Origin of the sequence: Cytobacillus eiseniae (assembly GCF_017874625.1) — a bacterium.
GTDB lineage: Bacteria > Bacillota > Bacilli > Bacillales > Cytobacillaceae > Cytobacillus > Cytobacillus eiseniae.
This window is the reverse complement of the sequence record NZ_JAGIKZ010000022.1, coordinates 39,343-58,372: the sequence shown is the minus strand read 5'-3', so window position 1 is coordinate 58,372 and position 19,030 is coordinate 39,343. Positions and strand designations below refer to the sequence as shown.

Sequence of the window (19,030 nt, the reverse complement as noted above, 5' to 3'; positions counted from 1 at the left end):
AACGAACAGAAAATCAGATGAAAGAGTCCTCAATCAGCCGTATAGAGGCCTGAACGAACAGAAAATCAGATGAAAGAGTCCTCAATCAGCCGTATAGAGGCCTGAACGAACAGAAAATCAGATGAAAGAGTCCTCAATCAGCCGTATTGAGGCCCGAACGAACAGAAAATCAGATGAAAGAGTCCTCAATCAGCCGTATTGAGGATTGAACGAACAGAAAATCAGATGAAAGAGTCCTCAATCGGCCGTATAGAGGATCGAACGAACAGAAAATCAGATGAAAGAGTCCTCAATCGGCCGTATAGAGGATCGAACGAACAGAAAAAGAGTTGTAAGAGTCCTCAATCAGCCGTATAGAGGCCCGAATGAACAGAAAAAGAGTTGTAAGAGTCCTCAATCAGTCGTATAGAAGCCCGAACGAATAGAAAATCAGTTGTAAGAGTCCTCAATTAGCCATATAGAAGCCCGAACGAACAGAAAATCATGTCAAAGAGTCCTCAATCGGCCATATAGAAGCCCGAACGAACAGAAAATTAGGTGTAAGAGTCCTCAATAGGACGTATAGAAACCCGAACGAATAGAAAATCAGATGAAAGAGTCCTCAATCGGCCATATAGAAGCCCGAACGAACAGAAAATTAGGTGTAAGAGTCCTCAATAGGACGTATAGAAGCCCGAACGAACAGAAAATTAGATGAAAGAGTCCTCAATCAGCCGCATAGAAGCCTGAACGAATAAAAATCCAAATCAAAGTATCATCAATCAGCCGGATACAATCCCGAACAAATAGAAATCCAAGTCAAAGTGTCTCCCATCAGCCGCAAAGAAACCCCGGTACTACAGCTTTTAAGTCCTCCTTCTAATAACAATAATACGCGCCAACAAAATCAGGTTCCTTTCGTTTCTCGAATTGATTTGTAAGCGCTTATAAGTACAGGTACAAAAATTAGTTATTTTTCACTATTAACAGTCTATATGTTTTGATATTTATCACTTTAATAACCAAAAGGTAATTTAAAAATAAATAATTTTTAGAAAAATGTTAATTTTATGTGGATTTTTGAATTTTTATGATTTATAATCATTTTTAAATAATTTTAATCATTTTGTAATCTAAAAGTGAATTTTTGATTAACAAATGAAAATAAGGGGGGTAAAAAGATGGTTGCGATGATTATTCAAAGGTTTATTCAATTAATATTCCTATTATTTGGGATTTCCTTTCTAGTATTTTCATCTATGTATATTGCACCAGGAGATCCTGCTTCAATGATTGGAGGTCCGACAGCTACAGAATCGGATATCGAAGCAATTAGAGAAAATTTAGGATTAAATGATTCATTCATCACGCAGTATGTAAGGTATATGGGCAGTGTTGTTCAAGGGGATTTAGGATATTCCTATCAAACTCGTCAACCAGTCTCTGAAGCAATTGCAATTCGCTTCCCCAATACGCTGAAACTAGCAGTAGCAAGTATGATTATTGCAGTAATAATCGGAATCATTGCTGGGCTGATTTCAGCACTAAAACACAATAGCTGGCTGGATATGACCTCAACTACGTTTGCTTTAACAGGCATATCCATTCCTAACTTTTGGCTAGGTGCACTATTAATCTTAGTTTTTGCAGTGAATCTCCAATGGCTGCCAGTGAGTGGTTTGTCCTCTCCATGGTATACCGTAGAGGGCATGAAGGAATTAATTTTGCCAGCCATTACTTTAGGGACAGGGGCAGCAGCCATGATTGCAAGAATGACAAGATCCTCGATGCTTGAAGTAGTAAGGGCTGATTATGTTCGAACGGCAAGAGCAAAAGGAGTAAAGGAACGGAATGTAATTTGGATCCACACATTAAAGAATGCGATGATTCCGGTGTTAACGGTTATTGGATTAAATTTCGGTGCACTATTAGGCGGAACAATTATTACGGAAAAGGTGTTTGCAATAAATGGAGTGGGACGCTTAATGATTGATGCGATTGCTGCTCGAGATTTCCCGATGGTTCAAGGCTCTGTATTACTGGTTGCCACTTTATTCGTATTAGTCAACCTGATCGTGGACATTGTTTATACATATGTCGATCCAAGGATTAAATATCAATAATGAAAGGAGGCGAGGGACAATGGCGGAAATAGTACCTGCCCTAGGAACAGAAATAAAAAAGGTAAAGAAAAAGGAAAGCCCTTTTATCATAACGCTAAAAAGATTATTAAAAAATAAATTAGCAGTAATTGGATTGATTATAATCGTTGTCCAAATAGGAATGGCAATATGCGCCCCTTTAATTACCTCATATGACCCTGCTAAACAAAACTTAGTAGCAAGTGAACTGCCGGTATTTAGTGAGGAGCATTGGCTTGGAACAGATAACTATGGAAGAGATGTATGGAGTCGGATTGTGTATGGTGCACGTATTTCTCTTGTCGTAGGTCTAGTAGCAGTTAGTTTAGGCCTCATAGGTGGAGTCACGTTAGGCTTACTTGGAGGCTATTATAAAAAGCTCGATGGCATAATTATGCGTATTGTTGATTTATTATTCTCCTTTCCTGGCATTCTCCTAGCGATGTTAATCATTGCTATTTTAGGTACAAGTCTAGTAAATGTTGCGATTGCCATAAGCATATGGTCGATTCCGTCCTGTGCAAGGATTGTCAGAGGGTCGGTTCTTTCGATAAAAGAGAAAGAATACATCATGGCAATGAAATCACTTGGTGCTTCTGATTTAAGGATTATGGTCAAGCATATTTTGCCCAACTGTTTTGCACCAATCATTGTATTTGCAACGATGCGAATGGCAACAGCAATCCTTTCAACTGCTGCGTTAAGCTATTTAGGATTGGGCGCACAGCCGCCGACTCCTGAATGGGGAGCAATGATTTCACAAGGGCAAGCGTTCATGTGGAGTTCTCCTCATTTAACAATTGTTCCTGGTATTGCAATTATGCTTACAGTATTTGCCTTTAATGTAGTTGGAGATGGACTAAGAGATGCAATCGATCCAAATATGGATATTCAATAAAATGAAATAGGGGGAAATTAAAATGAAAAGAAATTGGGTAGTACTTATTACATTGCTTGCTGCAATCTTTCTTGCCGCATGTTCAAGCGGAGGAACATCCTCTGAACCAAACAATGAAAATAGCAATAAAGGAGCCTCAGGTGGAGAGGATGTATTAACATATGCTTCACTTTCTGATGCTGTAGGATTATCTCCTATTCTTACAAATGATGGGGCTTCAGCAAATATTACAGATCATGTGTATGAGAAGCTTTTTGAAAGAAATGGAGAAACGATGGAAATTGAACCACAATTGGCAGAATCATATGAGAATCCAGATGAAAATACATGGACGATTAAATTGAAGCAAGGGATTAAATTTCATGATGGCACACCATTCAATGCAGAAGCAGTAAAATATACGTTTGATAAACTGCGTGATCCAGCAACAGCTGCACCGCGTGCATCATTAATGGAGCCAGTTGATTCCATTACAGTGATTGATGAGTACACAGTTGAAATTAAAACAAAATATCCATATGGACCATTTCTAGCATCCCTATCACACTCAAATGCTGCAATTGTTAGTCCTGAAGCAGACCAAACACAAGACTTAATGAATAAACCAGTTGGTACAGGACCTTTTAAATTTGTGAGCTGGGTGCCTGGTGATCAAATTGTTTTAGAAGCAAACCCTGATTACCGAGACGGAGAGCCGGCATTAAAGAAAGTTATTTTCAAAGTTGTACCAGAAGTATCAACAGCGATTTCAATGCTACAGGCTGGGGAAGTTCAATTCATTGATAAGCTTCCAACTGAGCAGCTTAGCCGAATCGAAAGCATGAAAAATGTTGCTATTGAAAAAGTAGATGGAACGCCACAATACTTTTTATCTGTTAATCATTCAAAAGAAATCAGCAAAGATCCTGAATTTAGAAAAGCAATTGCTAGTGCAATTGATAGAGATGCCTTTATTTCCAAAATGAATGGATTGGCTGTTAGAAGCGACAGTGTAATCGGTCCGAAAGTATTTGGATACAAAGAATCTGCAGATAAAGCGGGCACGCCATATGATTTAGAGGCTGCAAAGGCATTGGTTGAGAAAAATGGCTATGGTCAGCAAACGCTGAAATTACTTGCTGCGAATAGAGGAACATTCATTCTAATGGCTGAAGTTGTTCAAGCACAATTAACAGAAGCAGGCTTTAATGTAGAAATTGAAACAATGGAATGGGCAGCCTATTTAGATACGACACTTGCGGGTGACTATGACCTTACTTTCTTGAGCTGGTCCAATCTAACAGGTGATGGATCAGAGCTGCTTTATCCTAACTTCCATAGTGATAATGTTGGATCATCGAATCGTTCACAATACAATAATCCTGAGTTTGATAAATTAGTAGAGGCTTCAAGAACAACGACGAATCAAGAAGAACGCTTAGAAATCTTGAATCAGGCCAATGAATTAATGCTGGAAGATGATGCAGTAGTGATCATGTACCATGATGTTGTAACAGCGGCCCTTGATGCTTCATTTACTGGCCTTAAATTAGAGCCAACAGGGAAATGGAATGTTTCAGAGGTAACAAGAAAGTAGGTGGAAATGATGGGAGAGACATTACTAGAGGTCAAAAATATTGTGACTGAATTTCGGACGGCAGACGGGCAGCTGCCTGCTGTCCGTGATGTCTCCTTTTCACTGAAAAAAGGAGAAACATTATGTATCGTTGGAGAATCGGGCTGTGGAAAAAGCATTACTTCTCTCTCGGTCATTGGCCTATTGCCTAGTAACGGGAAAATAACGAGTGGAGAAATTCTATATGAAGGAGCTCCCATTCATAATCTGCCAGCTGAAAAGATGCGGCAAATTCGTGGAAATAAAATTTCAATGATTTTTCAGGAGCCAATGACAGCCTTAAATCCAGTGTTAACGGTTGGCTTCCAACTTAGAGAGCCATTAATGCTGCATCATAAATTATCAAAGAGTGAAGCAAATAAACAAGGAATTGAACTTTTAAAGCAAGTAGGAATCCCCTATCCAGAAAAAAGGATGAATCAATATCCACATGAGCTAAGTGGCGGGATGAGGCAACGGGTGATGATTGCGATTGCTCTATCATGTAACCCTGGTTTGCTGATTGCAGATGAGCCTACGACGGCACTTGATGTAACCATTCAAGCGCAAATACTAGATTTAATGAATGATTTAAAGAGTAAGTTTAATATGGGTGTGATGATGATTACCCATGATATGGGTGTTGTTGCTGAAGTTGCTGATCGAGTAATGGTTATGTATGCAGGGAAAAAGGTCGAAGAAGGCAATGTGAATGAAATCTTCGATAATCCGAAGCATCCTTATACGAAAGGCTTGCTAAATTCGGTTCCGAATGTGGATGATCCTGACTTTGAATTAGAAGCAATCCCAGGCTCTTTGCCAAGCTTGCATGAACAGATTGATGGATGCAGATTTCATGCAAGATGTAAATTTGCAACAGATATTTGCAGAAGCAAGGAGCCGCCTTTATCAAAAATATCTGATACACATCATGTGAGTTGTTGGTTAGAAGAAGAGGAGGGGAAATTAGGATGATTGTCTCAAGTGAAAAAACTATTTCAAATGAGCTGAATAAACCAAAAGTCCTTCTCGAATTAAAAGGGATCAAAAAGTATTTTCCGATAAAAGGTGGCGTTTTAAAACGGAAACAAGGAGATGTAAAAGCAGTTGAGAATGTATCCTTGCAATTATATGAAGGAGAGAGTCTAGGTGTTGTCGGGGAATCAGGCTGTGGGAAATCAACATTGGGGAAAGCGATCTTAGGATTAGAAGAGTTAACAGAAGGACAGATTTATTTCCAAGATACAGAGATTCAGCATTTAAAAAGAAAAGAAAAAATAAAGTTTATTAAACAGATGCAAATGATTTTTCAAGACCCATATGCTTCATTGAATCCGAGGCAGCGTATTGGCCATGCACTTGAAGAGGTTTTTACGATGCATACGAATATGTCAGCGGGCGAGAAAAGGCAGGCTGTTATTGATTTATTAGAGGAAGTGGGCTTAAAAGAGGAGCATTTTGATCGATTTCCTCATGAATTTAGTGGGGGCCAGCGTCAACGTATCGGGATCGCACGTGCAATCGCCTTAAATCCTTCATTTATTATCTGTGATGAAGCTGTATCTGCACTAGATGTCTCTGTTCAGGCCCAAGTGTTGAAGCTTCTTAAAAAGTTACAGCAGAAATATCAATTATCCTATTTATTCATTTCTCATGATTTAGGTGTGGTGCGTTATTTTTGTGATCGTGTATTGGTCATGTATTTGGGCAATACAGTAGAGCTTGGAACGGTGAAAGAGCTATTTGATCGCCCATTGCATCCTTATACACAAGCCCTGTTATCAGCTATTCCTCGGCCGTCTGTTCATACAAAACATAAGCGAATTCGTCTACAGGGGGATCTGCCAAACCCTGCGAATCCACCGTCTGGTTGTCCATTTCATACGAGATGCCCAATTGCAGCGGATGTATGTAAGGGAGAAAAACCAGAATGGGTTGAGTATGAGCCGAATCATTTTGCCGCATGTCACTTTGCAGGGCAGCCTATTGCATAATATTGCACGAATCCTTCTACTGTGTAGGAGGTATCTTCATTTAACTAGAGACGACATAACTTTTCAGGAGGAGTAAAGATGGATTACTTGTTTCATCCCTTTCATTCAAAACGTCATACTGTATTTGCTAGGAAAGGCATGGTGGCAACCTCGCAGCCTTTAGCTGCCCAAGCGGGATTAGAGATTCTGCAAAAGGGTGGAAATGCGATTGATGCAGCGATTGCCACAGCGGCAGCTTTAACAGTTGTTGAACCAACTTCTAATGGAATTGGTGGGGATGCTTTTGCCATTGTATGGGTGAAAGATCAGTTACACGGATTAAACGCATCAGGGCCAGCCCCACAATCGATTTCTGTTGAAGCCGTTAAGAAATTAGGTCATTCAAAAATGCCTGTACATGGAGTGGTGCCTGTTACTGTACCCGGTGTGCCAGCAGGTTGGGCCGCACTATCAGAGAAATTTGGGCGTCTCTCTTTAGCAGAAACCTTAAAACCAGCGATTCGCTATGCGGAAGAAGGCTACCCGCTTACGCCAATCTTGGGGAAATATTGGAAATTTGCATATGAGAAATTTAAAACAAATTTTACGACAGAGGAATTTAATGCTTGGTTTGAAACGTTTGCACCTAATGGAAGGGCACCAGAAATTGGGGAAATGTGGAAATCGCCTGGTCATGCTTCTACCTTAAAGTCGATTGGGGAAACGAACGCGGAGTCCTTTTATAAGGGAGAATTAGCAGACAAGATCGATGATTTTATGAAAACACATCATGGCTTTCTATCAAAATCTGACTTAGAAAAATATGAGCCAAAATGGGTTCAGCCAATCTCTACTAATTATCGAGGGTATGATGTATGGGAAGTTCCACCAAATGGCCAAGGAATGATTGCATTAATGGCATTGAATATTTTTGAAAAAATGTCATCACCCTCTTGGCAAAATGTAGAAACACTTCATCAGCAAATAGAATCAATGAAACTGGCTTTTACAGATGGGCAGGCGTTTATTACTGAACCGGATGAAATGCCGATTTCTGCTGAGGAATTATTAGCAGATCCTTATGCATTAGAACGAAGCAAAGTGATCTCAGATGTGGCGTCAGATCCTTTGCCTTATGAGCTGCCAAAAGGAGGCACCGTCTATTTAGCAGCTGCAGATGATGAAGGAAATATGGTTTCTTATATCCAAAGCAATTATATGGGTTTTGGATCTGGGATTGTTATTCCTGGTACAGGAATTAGCTTACAAAATAGAGGGCATGATTTCTCATTGGATGAAACGCACCCGAATGTATTAAGGCCAGGGAAGAGAACGTATCATACGATTATTCCTGGGTTTATGACAAAGGATGGAAAGGCAGTAGGCCCATTTGGTGTGATGGGTGGCTATATGCAGCCTCAAGGGCATTTCCAAGTGGCAGTCAATACGATTGATTATTTATTAAATCCTCAAGCAGCACTTGATATGCCTAGATGGCAATGGATGAAAGGGAAATCAGTTCATGTGGAACCAGAGTTTCCTAATTATTTAGTTCAAGCACTTTCGCGGAAAGGTCATGACGTACATGTAACATCTGATGGGGGAAGCTTTGGACGTGGCCAAATCATTTGGAGGGACAATGAAAGTGGAGTATTAATGGGTGGAACAGAATCTCGTACGGATGGGGCAATAGCGGCTTGGTAAATGCATCATTAGCTAGAGAACAACCGATTCCATCTCCTACCCCCTCCCCAAGTCCACGTCCTGATCGGCGAACATATTTGAACATTATGCTCGCTTTCTTTCGGGTAGGAATACTAGGTTTCGGTGGAGGACCATCCTCCATTCCACTTGTTCATCAGGAGACAGTCAAGAAATACATGTGGATGAGTGAAGAAGAGTTCGGTGATACATTAGCTTTGGCGAATACAATGCCAGGACCGATCGCAACGAAAATGGCTGGATATATTGGCTATAGAGTGGGAGGATTGCTTGGTTGCCTCCTCGCTTTATTTTCAACGATCGCGCCAACCGCCTTACTAATGATCCTTTTGCTGCAATTATTACAAGTTTACAAGGATGTTCCTTGGGTTCAGCATATGTCTGCATCCGTTGTGCCTGTTGTAGCTGTGATGCTTGCAGTGTTAACTTGGGAATTTATTAAAAAAACAGGTGAAACACTTGGCTGGGTTAAAGGTTTATTGCTTATTTTAGGTTCTCTTGTTTTCATTGAAGTCTTAAAGATTCATCCAGCATTTCTCATTCTATTTTTAATTATTCTTGTTTTTGTTCCGTTCCGTAAAAAGGGGGAAGGCGTATGATCTATTGGCAAATCTTCTTAGCCTTTTTTATTCCAGGCATCCTTGGCTACGGAGGCGGACCAGCTTCTATTCCCTTGATTGAAAATGAAGTGGTGGATCGTTATGATTGGATGACTACTCAAGAATTCAGTGAAGTTCTAGCAGCAGGCAACTCACTGCCTGGTCCAATTGCAACGAAATTGGCCGCCTATATAGGGTACGCAGAGGGTGGCGTGCTTGGAAGTCTTATCGGCTTATTTGCAACAGTCGCCCCATCAATTATTCTGATGCTCGTATTAATGGCTGTCTTGCTAAAATATAAAGATAAACCACAGGTGAAAAATATTTCCATCGTTGTACGACCAGTTATCGCCGTATTGCTAGGAGTCATGACTTTTCAGTTTACTCAAGATTCAATGATGAATCTGAATGTAATCTATTCGATTTTGCTGATTATAGGAAGCTTTCTTTTATTGGAAAAATTCAAAGTGCATCCAGCTTTAGTCATTGTATGTGCATTAGCTATCGGTGCAGTCACAGGCATATATGGCATTGGGGTGCATTAATCAGTGAGGGAGATCCAATTGATTTTGTTCGCGAAGGTGGAGCAAAATTAATGGATCTCCCTTTTTTATTTTGACTTTTTTTAAAGGCTCTTTTCTAAAAGATTGTTGTTTTTAAAACAATTGTTAGAATGAATGGTTTACCAAATAGGTCGGTTGATTGGAGCGGAAGGTGCGAGATCCTCGAAAATGCTGTCGCATTTTCTTCGTGCGGTGTGGATTTTAAGGAGCCAACTCAATATCCTGCTTAGATGCGTAGGACAGCTGAGACTTATGCAGGAGCGATTGCTCGAAGGAGGCTCAAGCGGACTACCCCGCGGAAAGGGAGCACACGTGCGTGGAAATCAACCTTTATCAAAATGATGTGTGAAATAGCAATGTTAGCATAAACAGCCTTTATTATTAAGTTCAGTAGACAAAATTCCCCAGGAAATAAGGTGTTTCACGTGAAACAGACAGCATTTGTCGAAAGATGAAGGAACGGAAATAAGAGGGGATGATCGATAAATAAAAAGTGTTCATGTATAATAAATGTTGATTAATTAAAGGAATGGGTAAAATGACTAAAAAAAGAATTGATTGTTTCAAATGTAAGTTCTTCTACGTCACTTGGGATCAGCAATTTCCAAAAGGCTGCAAAGCATTTCAGTTTAAAACAGCCAATTTGCCATCATTAGATGTAAGAAGAGCATCTGGTCAGCCTTGCCTGCGCTTTCAAAAGAAAGTGGATCGATAATTTTCCATTCGGAGGGGAGTAAGTTGAACATTTCCATCCAGCATTTACTTAGTAAAATAGAGAAGGAATTACATGAGGCTAGGTCGAGTGAAAGCATTGCAAGGATGAGGGAAAGAGTCCATGCAATGAAATCCATTTGTGAGCTGATTCTTGAAGAGCCAATAAAGGAAAGCTCCATTTCAAAGATTCCTCAGACGATTGAACCGATTCAGCCGACTATGATACAGCAGTCAAAAAGAATAGAAATGGAAGACGATGCAAACGGGGACTCCTTGTTTGACTTTTAAAAGATGGAGAGGAGCGGAAAGATGAAGCTATTTATTATAATCGGTGCTGTTAATGCCTTTTTAGCGGTGGCGCTTGGGGCGTTTGGAGCACATGGCTTGGAAAAAATGGTCGAGCCTAAGTATTTAGAAACATGGAAAACAGGTGTAACCTATCAAATGTTTCATGCGACTGGAATACTAGTGATTGGTGTTTTACTTGGCAAATTGCCTGCGACTGCTTTATTATCTTGGTCAGGTTGGGCAATGTTAATTGGTATTATTCTCTTTTCAGGCAGCCTGTATATTTTAACCTTAACAGGAGTGAGTGTTCTTGGTGCGATCACTCCACTTGGAGGCGTTAGTTTTTTAATTGGCTGGGTACTGTTAATCATTGCTGCAGTCAAGTATTTATAAGAGCAGAAAGGGCTTTGACTTATTTTAGTCAAAGCCCTTTCTGGCTGTATTAGCGAGGACTATAGGTTGAGAGTCCAGGTGAGCCGCCAAATGATGGATAATCATACTCAATTTCTTCATCAAATGTGACATAATCTAAATAAACCATCGGGATTAAGTATCGCTTTCCTGTTTGAGGATCACTAATGATTAGATGATCTCTTCCAGCAGCTTCAACAATGCCTTCAAATATTTGGGCATTCCATTTGCTATTATTCTCAAAAGTTGTGTATACCGTTGCTAGCTTTCCTCTGTTTAGCCGAAGAATGTTTTCGATATAAGACTGTTCAATTGGAAGCATCCCATGGGATTGAGTGGGGGTGACACCTCCTACTGACTGAGCGGTAACACCTGGCACTTGCTGATAGGCTGTTGGTGGGGCGCCATATACCCTTTGAGTCCCACTTGTTTGTGCTTGAAGTGGATACCCATAATAAGGGTATGCAGTGTATTGGTTGTAATTTTGACTCACACGTTTCCCTCCTAGAAAAATCAAAGTAATCAACACTTTTGTTCATAAGTGAATAGTAGATGAATGGACAAAGAGAAATAATCAATCCTCACTAATTCATTTGTATGTATAGGCCTGTTTTTTTATGCTTTTTTTATGAAAAAAAGCATATGCGAACACCCTATGATAGGTTTTGTAGGCAAGCGATATTATTAAAATTAAGGCTGTTTTCGCAAACATTGTTGCTTATTAAGATAAAGTTGGTAAAGGTTGATTTCTGCTCCAGGTTGCTCCCTTTCCGTGGGGTTGTCCGCTTGAGCCTCCTCGTCGCTCACGCTCCTGCGGGGTCTCAGCTGTCCAACGCATCCCACAGGACATTGAGTAGGCTTCTTAGAATTCACACCGCACGAAGGAAATGCGACAGCATTTTCGAGGATCTCGCACCTTCCGCTCCAATCAACCGACTTAATTGGTAAAACATTTGATTTAAAAACAACAATCTTTTAGAAAATAGCCAGTTAAAAACAAAAAACCACCTAGCAATCATCATTGCTAGGTGGCTAAATGTGAATCAATTAATTAACATGTAAAAGGTCGGCAACTTTGTCTTCTGCAAGGATGTTTCCAACGAAGAATGAACCAAATTCACCATAACGAGCACTCACTTCATCGAAGCGCATTTCATATACAAGCTTCTTGAATTGAAGGGCATCATCAGAGAATAATGTAACGCCCCATTCATAATCATCAAAGCCTACAGATCCAGTAATAATTTGTTTTACTTTGCCTGCGTATTGACGGCCGATCATTCCGTGGCTACGCATCATATTGCGGCGATCTTCCATTGGTAGCATGTACCAGTTGTCATCGCCCTGACGGCGCTTGTCCATTGGATAGAAACAAACATGCTTTGCTTTAGGAAGAATCGGATACAGACGAGCCAAAATCTCAGGGCTTTGATATGGATCTTGATCAGATGGCAAGTAATTGCTTAATTCAACAATTGACACATAAGAAGAGGTAGGTACTGTATATTCAGCTAATTTTGTCTTATTAAATTCATTTTCGATTTCATTTACTTCTTCTAAAGTCGGTCGTAGAATCATCATCATGAAATCAGCCTTTTGACCAACAATCGTGTAAAGTGCATGGCTTCCTTTTTTCTCGCTTTGAGTTGTATTCCACTTATCTAAAAGGGATAAAAACTCATGGGTAGCTGCTTGACGCTCATCACTCGATAACATTTTCCAAGATGTCCAATCGATGGCACGGAAGTCATGTAAACAATACCAGCCCTCAAGCGTTTTTGCTGCTTCACTCATTGCTATCACTCCTAATATGTATATGTGCGATGAATCACACCATAACTATATCATAGTTTCTCCAAATTATATGAGAATAAAACTCAGTAAAATTAAAGTATCTCGATTTATATGACAGATTTGTGGATATTTTGTAACAATGTGCAAATAGTAAAATAGGTTAGGTATGCTTTAGTTGATGAATAATTGAGAAATTGGTGAAAATAAAGATATCGGAATGATAGTGAAACAAACTTGATAATTTTGCTTGATTGCGTATCCTAAAGAAGGAAAAGAAAAGAGGAAGGCTACTATTGGCGGACGTATGGACGGGCGTGGCTCCGGGATGAAAACGAGTGAGCAGGCAAATCAAAGCTGATCTGTCTGCAATCCAATGGACGCTAGAAGCTGGACAATCCTCTGGCCCCGAAAAATGCTTTCTTATCTTATAAAGAAAGACTACTTATCTACCTACATATAAAAAATGAGGAGGACTATTAATGAGTGATTTATTTACGGTTTTAAAAGAAAATGTGACTGGAAAGAAACTGAAGATTGTTTTTCCTGAAGGAATGGATGAACGAATTTTGGCTGCAGCAGGAAGATTAGCTGCTGAACAATTACTTACCCCCATCTTAATTGGGAATGCTAAAGAAATTGAAGCAAAAGCGAATGAACTGAATATTGCATTGGAATCTGCGGAGATTTATGACCCAAATCAATTTGAGCAGATGGATGAATGTGTGACGGCATTTGTTGAAAGAAGAAAGGGCAAAGTGTCAGAAGAAGATGCGAGAAACATATTAAAGGATGAAAACTATTTTGGAACGATGCTTGTTTATATGAATAAAGCAGATGGACTTGTGAGTGGTGCGGCTCACTCTACGGCTGACACTGTCCGCCCGGCATTGCAAATCATTAAAACAAAGGAAGGGGTCAGCAAAACATCGGGTGTCTTTATTATGGTTCGCGAGGATGAAAAGTACATTTTTGCAGACTGCGCCATCAATATTTCACCTACTAGCCAGGACTTAGCTGAAATTGCGATTGAAAGTGCGAAAACAGCGGAAATGTTTGATGTCAAGCCGCGCGTAGCGATGCTCAGCTTTTCGACAAAAGGTTCGGCAGTATCTCCAGAAACAGAAAAGGTAGCAGAGGCAGTAAAGGAAGCGAAATTACGTGCACCTGAGTTGACCTTAGATGGAGAATTCCAATTTGATGCAGCCTTCGTCCCTTCTGTAGCAAAAAAGAAAGCTCCAGACTCAGAAATTCAGGGAGATGCGAATGTATTTATTTTCCCAAGTCTTGAAGCAGGAAATATCGGTTATAAAATCGCCCAGCGCCTTGGTAACTTTGAAGCGATTGGCCCGATTTTGCAAGGATTAAACCGACCGGTAAATGATTTATCACGTGGCTGCAATGAAGAGGATGTATATAAGCTCGCTTTAATTACAGCTGCACAGGCACTTAATCAATAGAGTAGATGGAGAGAGCTAGTCATCGGATCTAGCTCTTTTTTTCTATATTTCTTGTTGGTATAATTGGTTTTGGCGGATAAACGGTTAGTTTTGGCGAATATAAAGCAATGGACGGCCAATATAATTAACTTTTGGCGAATAAAAGGCAAAAGACGGCCAATAAAATCAAATGTTAGCGAATAAATACAAAAATGTTTCAATAAACATAGAGGAGTTCAATAAATGAAAGATTTATTACAGCAAGAACAATGGCGGGTAATTGATGAATCAGTGTTAGCCATCCATTTGCCTGCATTGCATTCCTTTGGGATGGATGATACGTTATGTGCTTCTGTAGGAGGCGGCATTGCTCCACCGACAGCAAGAGCATGGGTTCATGAAAAGACGATCGTTCTAGGGATTCAAGATACGAAATTGCCTTATTTGACGGAAGGAATTAATTTTCTAAAGAGTCAAGGCTATCATGTGATTGTGAGAAATTCAGGCGGATTGGCTGTTGTGCTTGATGAGGGTGTTCTCAATGTTTCACTTATTTTCCCTGAAAAGGAAAAGGGCATTGATATTAATCGTGGCTATGATGCGATGTGGATGCTAATAAAAGAAATGTTTTCAGATTTTAATATAGAAATAGAAGCAAAGGAAATTGTTGGCTCTTATTGCCCTGGAAGCTATGATTTAAGTATTGATGATAAAAAATTTGCAGGCATTTCGCAAAGACGGCTTCGGAATGGGGTGGCTGTGCAAATCTATTTATGTGTGAATGGCAGTGGGAGTAATCGAGCGGAGTTGATTGGACAATTCTACAATCGATCAAGGAATGGGGAAGAAACAAAATTCCAATATCCAGAAATAGATCCTGCTGTGATGGCCTCCTTATCCGATTTATTGCAGCAAAACTTGACAGTTCAAGATGTCATGTTTCGTTTTTTAACTGCTTTGAAAAATCGATGCAGACACCTTTATGCTGGTGTACTTCAAGAGGAAGAACAGCCATTATTTGATGCGTATTATGATCGTGTTGTTTTACGAAATGAGAAGGTGCTTGGGGATGCAAATGAATAAAAAGCCGTAACATAGCAGCTACGGCTTTTCTTAATCGAGGATGATTGCCTTTTCTCCTATTTCACTGCAGCCATCAAATTACTCGGCTACTTTTTCTAAATTGCCATTTCGATCCATTTTGAATTTAGTTGCAGGTCGTTCTTCCTCATCAAAGAGTACAAGTTTACGTGCTCGATTCATAATTTTCATTAATGTCTCGTAATCTTCCTGAATGGTAATGGTATTTTGTTCCAATTGTCCAATTTTACCCTCTAATTCCTCGTTACGGCTCTTAATCTGTGCGTTTTCACGTTTTAATCTTTCATTCTCATTTCTTAATATATCTAATTGAATACTCGAATGTTTTAAAGATTGTAAGTATGCCATGACACGATCGAGATTCATTTCTGAACTGATTGGCATGCTTGTTGTTTCTGTGTATGCTGGAGCTGGAATCGATTTGGTTTCCGTTATTTCTGCCGATAATTCCTCAGAGAATTCTTGAGAAAATTCCTCTTGTACAGAAACGGGCTCCTGTACTAAAATATCTGTAACTTCAAGCTCACTGATCTCTGGAACTGGTGGGGAATATAGCAGCTTTTTCTTGCCAGCCTGCTCCTTACCGAGTATGCGCTGTCTTTGTTTGCGCTGTTTCTTTGCTAGCTGAAGTGCCTTTTCATACTGATGCCTTACAACGGCATTCCAGCGAAACCCACAAGCAGCAGAAGTACGATCTAGCTTGTCTCCTACCTCTTCAAACGCATTTAATTGTGTGCTTCCTTCTCTAACATGTCTTAATACGGTTTCTGCTAGTAATAAATCATTTTCATCTGTCCATGCATCTTGTCGAACTTTCATATACTCAACTCCCTATTTTTTGTACTATTTTTAACACCTTACTGTAAGGATGGACAATTATAGGAAAATTTATACGAGTTGGATTAAAAGGATAGTAGATTTTAATATAAAGTGAGAATTTCCATTATTTACGGTTGCCTTCTTCTCGATAGAAAGGGAGGATGGACTTTTTCTTCCCTATCGATCTCAAGCTTTTTGTACAACTACTCGTATATTTGGGATAAATGTAAGAAATTTTCATAGGAATCATTGGGTTGAACGGCTTGCATTAGAAGGATATTAGCTGTAAAATACAGCAAGAGCCGACTGTATAGAAATAAATATCAGCGGTCAGACTTTAAGTAGATAGAGATTACCGAGTGAAAGGGTTGTAATTATATATGGCAAACGAATTTCGAGTTTGCGACGATTGTCTGGGTGTTAATTTAAAGACGTTAATCCCACGCTTAAAAGAAATAGATCCAGAGGCAACAATTGAAATTGGCTGTCACTCTTATTGTGGGCCAGGGAGAAAGAAAACATTCACATTTGTAAATAATCGTCCGCTAGCTGCTTTAACAGAAGATGAGCTAATAGAGAAAATTAATAAAAAGCTAAAAAAGTAAAATCACCTTTGAATCGTAGCCTTAGGTGATTTTTTATTGTTTTACGTCGATCGTATCATGTACGGCAGCAATATTGCCTTTCCTTTATCGGGAGGGAGACAACTAATATGTACGGTGATGATCTGAGAATCTCTAAGCTATTGTTCTTGTTCTTCAATGAAGGGCTGATTGTCGAATTTAGGTGAAACTAGGAAAATTTCCGTAGTGAATTGCTAATGGAATCAAGATATAATAAAGAGAAGTTGGAAAATCGGAGGGAAAAGATGACATATCCGATGGAGAAATTACGTGAAGAAAAGGTATTTAAAGACCCTGTGCATCGTTATGTCCATGTGAGGGATCGGGTCATTTGGGACTTAATTGGCACGAAAGAATTTCAACGACTTCGTAGAATAAAGCAGCTTGGAACGACCTATTTAACCTTTCATGGAGCCGAGCATAGCCGCTTTAACCATTCTTTAGGTGTGTATGAAATTGTGCGGCGAATTGCTGATGATGTATTTAAAGGAAGTCCTGAATGGAATGAAGAAGACCGTCTGCTCTCCTTATGTGCTGCACTCCTCCATGATTTAGGGCATGGCCCCTTTTCACATTCCTTTGAAAAAGTCTTTGATTTAGATCATGAATATTTTACAAGAGCGATTATTCTGGGAGAAACAGAGGTTAATAAAGTACTGTCAAAGGTAAGCAAGGATTTTCCGAAAAAAGTAGCGGAGGTCATTGCCAAAACTTCTAAAAATAAACTGGTTGTCAGTTTAATATCAAGTCAGATTGATGCTGATCGAATGGATTACCTTCAACGGGATGCGTATTTCACAGGGGTTAGCTATGGCCATTTTGATATGGAGCGAATTCTGCGTGTGATGCAGCCGACAGAAGATCAGGTTGTTTTTAAGCAAAGTGGGATGCATGCTGTTGAGGATTACATAATGAGCCGTTATCAAATGTATTGGCAAGTGTATTTTCATCCAGTGACTCGCAGTGCAGAAGTAATTCTAACAAAAATCCTCCATCGAGCAAAACAACTACATGAAACGAGCTATTCTTTTAAATCACAGCCTGTTCATTTTTATTCCATGTTCAATGGTGAAATGAAATTACAAGATTATATCAAGCTTGATGAAGCAGTTATTTTATATTATTTTCAAATGTGGCAAGAGGAGGAAGATTCCATTCTTCGTGACCTATGCTGCCGCTTTATGAATCGGAATCTCTATAAATATTCAGAGTTTGATCCAGCGAAGGAGTATAAGAAGCTAGCAGAGCTATCTATTTTATTTGAGAGAGCTGGCATTGATCCTGACTATTATCTAGTTGTCGATTCCTCATCAGATTTGCCCTATGATTTCTATCGTCCTGGGGAAGAGGAAGAAAGACTCCCTATCCAATTATTAATGAAAAAGGGCGATATCCGGGAACTCTCACGTGAATCAGAAATTGTTGACGCGATTTCTGGAAAAAGAAGAACCGATCATAAATTGTATTATCCAGCTGATTTCCTTTATGATGATTCGTCAGAGCCAGCAATTAAAAAAGAAATACGCAGGCTGCTAGATTTAGAATAAATAAATGTAGATATAGATACGGGATTAAACGGAGTAGGAGATGAAGAGCTTGTTAAAAGATCATGCCAAAATCATACATGCGATTGCTGCTTCTGAAGAAATTATCGGACGGAAAAAGCTGCAGAAGATGGTTTATATCGCGAAAAAAATGACCTTTCCCTTTCAAGAACGCTTCCAATTTCACTTTTATGGCCCCTATTCAGAGGAGCTGACATTAAGGGTTGAAGAGCTTTGTAATATGGGGTTTTTAGATGAATGGAAGGAAAAAAAGGGCGGGTATTATCAATATCGCTATACACTAACAGATAATGGCAAGGAGTTTTTAAGCCTAAATCCAGTATCCATGCCTAATATTCAAGAAATTATGTCGGATATGAACAATCAGAATGCGAGATTTCTTGAGCTTGTTTCTACGATTCTTTATTTTGATAATCTTCCGAAAGAAGAAGTGATCGAAAAAGTATTTACACTTAAAAGCAAGCAGCGTTACACAGAGGAAGAAATCGACCAAGCGTATCAATATATTGCCAATTTAAAAGAAAAAGCTGTTAAAACTGACTGTTGATTTTACAATGTTTGAAAAATAAGCGGAGAAATTCCGGCTAAATTGGAAAATACCTCTATTTCCTTAAAAATTAGCGGAGTTTTTCCGCTTATCTAATCCAAATGGATGGATTTTGTCTTAATTTAAAGCAGTTAACCGGAATTTCTCCGCTTATATTCTCTTTTTAAGCTTCCTTTTTTACATTAACCGGAATTATTCCGCTTATATTTTGCTTCTTCGTCTTTTTGGGCAGAAATCCTCCGTGTAGGAATTTTCATACATAC

General features: G+C 39.4%; 19 protein-coding genes. 16 read left to right on the top strand and 3 right to left on the bottom strand.

Annotated features, from left to right (window positions below; all coding sequences use genetic code 11):
• Positions 1–1,160 precede the first annotated feature (1,160 nt).
• From nikB to J2Z40_RS15270, 11 genes are all read left to right on the top strand, one after another.
• The gene (nikB, locus tag J2Z40_RS15320) at positions 1,161–2,102 is read left to right on the top strand and encodes a nickel ABC transporter permease (protein WP_066398423.1); all 942 of its coding nucleotides are present in this window, start codon (positions 1,161–1,163) and stop codon (positions 2,100–2,102) included.
• 19 nt (positions 2,103–2,121) lie between these two features.
• Positions 2,122–3,018 carry an ABC transporter permease gene (locus tag J2Z40_RS15315; protein ID WP_066398421.1) on the top strand — a complete coding sequence of 299 codons (897 nt, stop codon included), beginning with the start codon at positions 2,122–2,124 and terminating at the stop codon, positions 3,016–3,018.
• Between the two features lie 22 nt (positions 3,019–3,040).
• Entirely contained in the window at positions 3,041–4,594 is a 1,554-nt protein-coding gene (locus tag J2Z40_RS15310; protein ID WP_066398419.1) for a glutathione ABC transporter substrate-binding protein, read from the top strand.
• 9 nt (positions 4,595–4,603) lie between these two features.
• Positions 4,604–5,587, top strand: a complete 984-nt coding sequence (locus J2Z40_RS15305; RefSeq protein WP_066398417.1) for an ABC transporter ATP-binding protein — start codon at positions 4,604–4,606, stop codon at positions 5,585–5,587.
• Complete coding sequence (locus tag J2Z40_RS15300; RefSeq protein ID WP_066398408.1) at positions 5,584–6,606, top strand: ABC transporter ATP-binding protein; 1,023 nt, start codon at positions 5,584–5,586, stop codon at positions 6,604–6,606. Before J2Z40_RS15305 ends, J2Z40_RS15300 begins: the two co-directional genes overlap by 4 nt.
• A 78-nt stretch (positions 6,607–6,684) precedes the next feature.
• On the top strand, positions 6,685–8,289 hold the full coding sequence (locus tag J2Z40_RS15295; protein ID WP_066398404.1) for a gamma-glutamyltransferase family protein: 1,605 nt from the start codon (positions 6,685–6,687) through the stop codon (positions 8,287–8,289).
• Between the two features lie 86 nt (positions 8,290–8,375).
• Positions 8,376–8,906 carry a chromate transporter gene (locus J2Z40_RS15290; protein ID WP_066399617.1) on the top strand — a complete coding sequence of 177 codons (531 nt, stop codon included), beginning with the start codon at positions 8,376–8,378 and terminating at the stop codon, positions 8,904–8,906.
• Positions 8,903–9,451: a chromate transporter gene (locus J2Z40_RS15285; protein WP_066398401.1), complete on the top strand. Its 549-nt coding sequence runs from the start codon at positions 8,903–8,905 to the stop codon at positions 9,449–9,451. Before J2Z40_RS15290 ends, J2Z40_RS15285 begins: the two co-directional genes overlap by 4 nt.
• Before the next feature lie 556 nt (positions 9,452–10,007).
• A complete protein-coding gene (locus tag J2Z40_RS15280) occupies positions 10,008–10,184 on the top strand; it encodes a uracil-DNA glycosylase (RefSeq protein WP_066398399.1) in 177 nt (58 codons plus the stop codon).
• 23 nt (positions 10,185–10,207) lie between these two features.
• Positions 10,208–10,471, top strand: coding sequence for a YwdI family protein (locus J2Z40_RS15275; RefSeq protein ID WP_066398397.1), 264 nt, complete (start codon positions 10,208–10,210; stop codon positions 10,469–10,471).
• 21 nt (positions 10,472–10,492) lie between these two features.
• A complete protein-coding gene (locus J2Z40_RS15270) occupies positions 10,493–10,864 on the top strand; it encodes a DUF423 domain-containing protein (RefSeq protein ID WP_066398396.1) in 372 nt (123 codons plus the stop codon).
• A 49-nt stretch (positions 10,865–10,913) separates the two neighbouring features.
• On the opposite strand, the gene gerQ is transcribed toward J2Z40_RS15270, so the two are convergent.
• Positions 10,914–11,375 (bottom strand): spore coat protein GerQ, encoded by a 462-nt coding sequence (gene gerQ, locus J2Z40_RS19870; RefSeq protein WP_066398393.1) that lies wholly within the window; start codon positions 11,373–11,375, stop codon positions 10,914–10,916.
• Positions 11,376–11,929: 554 nt separating this feature from the next.
• Positions 11,930–12,676, bottom strand: coding sequence for a hydrogen peroxide-dependent heme synthase (hemQ, locus tag J2Z40_RS15260; RefSeq protein WP_066398391.1), 747 nt, complete (start codon positions 12,674–12,676; stop codon positions 11,930–11,932).
• A 479-nt stretch (positions 12,677–13,155) separates the two neighbouring features.
• Here hemQ and pta point away from each other — a divergent pair, with 479 nt between their 5' ends.
• Together pta and lipL are read left to right on the top strand one after the other, a co-directional pair.
• Entirely contained in the window at positions 13,156–14,133 is a 978-nt protein-coding gene (gene pta / locus J2Z40_RS15255) for a phosphate acetyltransferase (RefSeq protein ID WP_066398389.1), read from the top strand.
• A gap of 222 nt (positions 14,134–14,355) precedes the next feature.
• Positions 14,356–15,195 carry an octanoyl-[GcvH]:protein N-octanoyltransferase gene (gene lipL, locus J2Z40_RS15250; protein WP_066398385.1) on the top strand — a complete coding sequence of 280 codons (840 nt, stop codon included), beginning with the start codon at positions 14,356–14,358 and terminating at the stop codon, positions 15,193–15,195.
• A 78-nt stretch (positions 15,196–15,273) separates the two neighbouring features.
• On the opposite strand, the gene J2Z40_RS15245 is transcribed toward lipL, so the two are convergent.
• Positions 15,274–16,032 (bottom strand): RsfA family transcriptional regulator, encoded by a 759-nt coding sequence (locus J2Z40_RS15245; protein ID WP_066398382.1) that lies wholly within the window; start codon positions 16,030–16,032, stop codon positions 15,274–15,276.
• 380 nt (positions 16,033–16,412) lie between these two features.
• Between J2Z40_RS15245 and J2Z40_RS15240 the strand changes: the two genes are divergently transcribed.
• The 3 genes from J2Z40_RS15240 (at position 16,413) to J2Z40_RS15230 (ending at position 18,767) form a co-directional block, all read left to right on the top strand.
• Complete coding sequence (locus tag J2Z40_RS15240; protein WP_066398380.1) at positions 16,413–16,637, top strand: YuzB family protein; 225 nt, start codon at positions 16,413–16,415, stop codon at positions 16,635–16,637.
• A 263-nt stretch (positions 16,638–16,900) separates the two neighbouring features.
• On the top strand, positions 16,901–18,202 hold the full coding sequence (locus tag J2Z40_RS15235) for an HD domain-containing protein (RefSeq protein WP_066398378.1): 1,302 nt from the start codon (positions 16,901–16,903) through the stop codon (positions 18,200–18,202).
• Between the two features lie 49 nt (positions 18,203–18,251).
• Positions 18,252–18,767: a YwgA family protein gene (locus J2Z40_RS15230; protein ID WP_066398376.1), complete on the top strand. Its 516-nt coding sequence runs from the start codon at positions 18,252–18,254 to the stop codon at positions 18,765–18,767.
• The last annotated feature ends 263 nt before the right edge of the window (positions 18,768–19,030 follow it).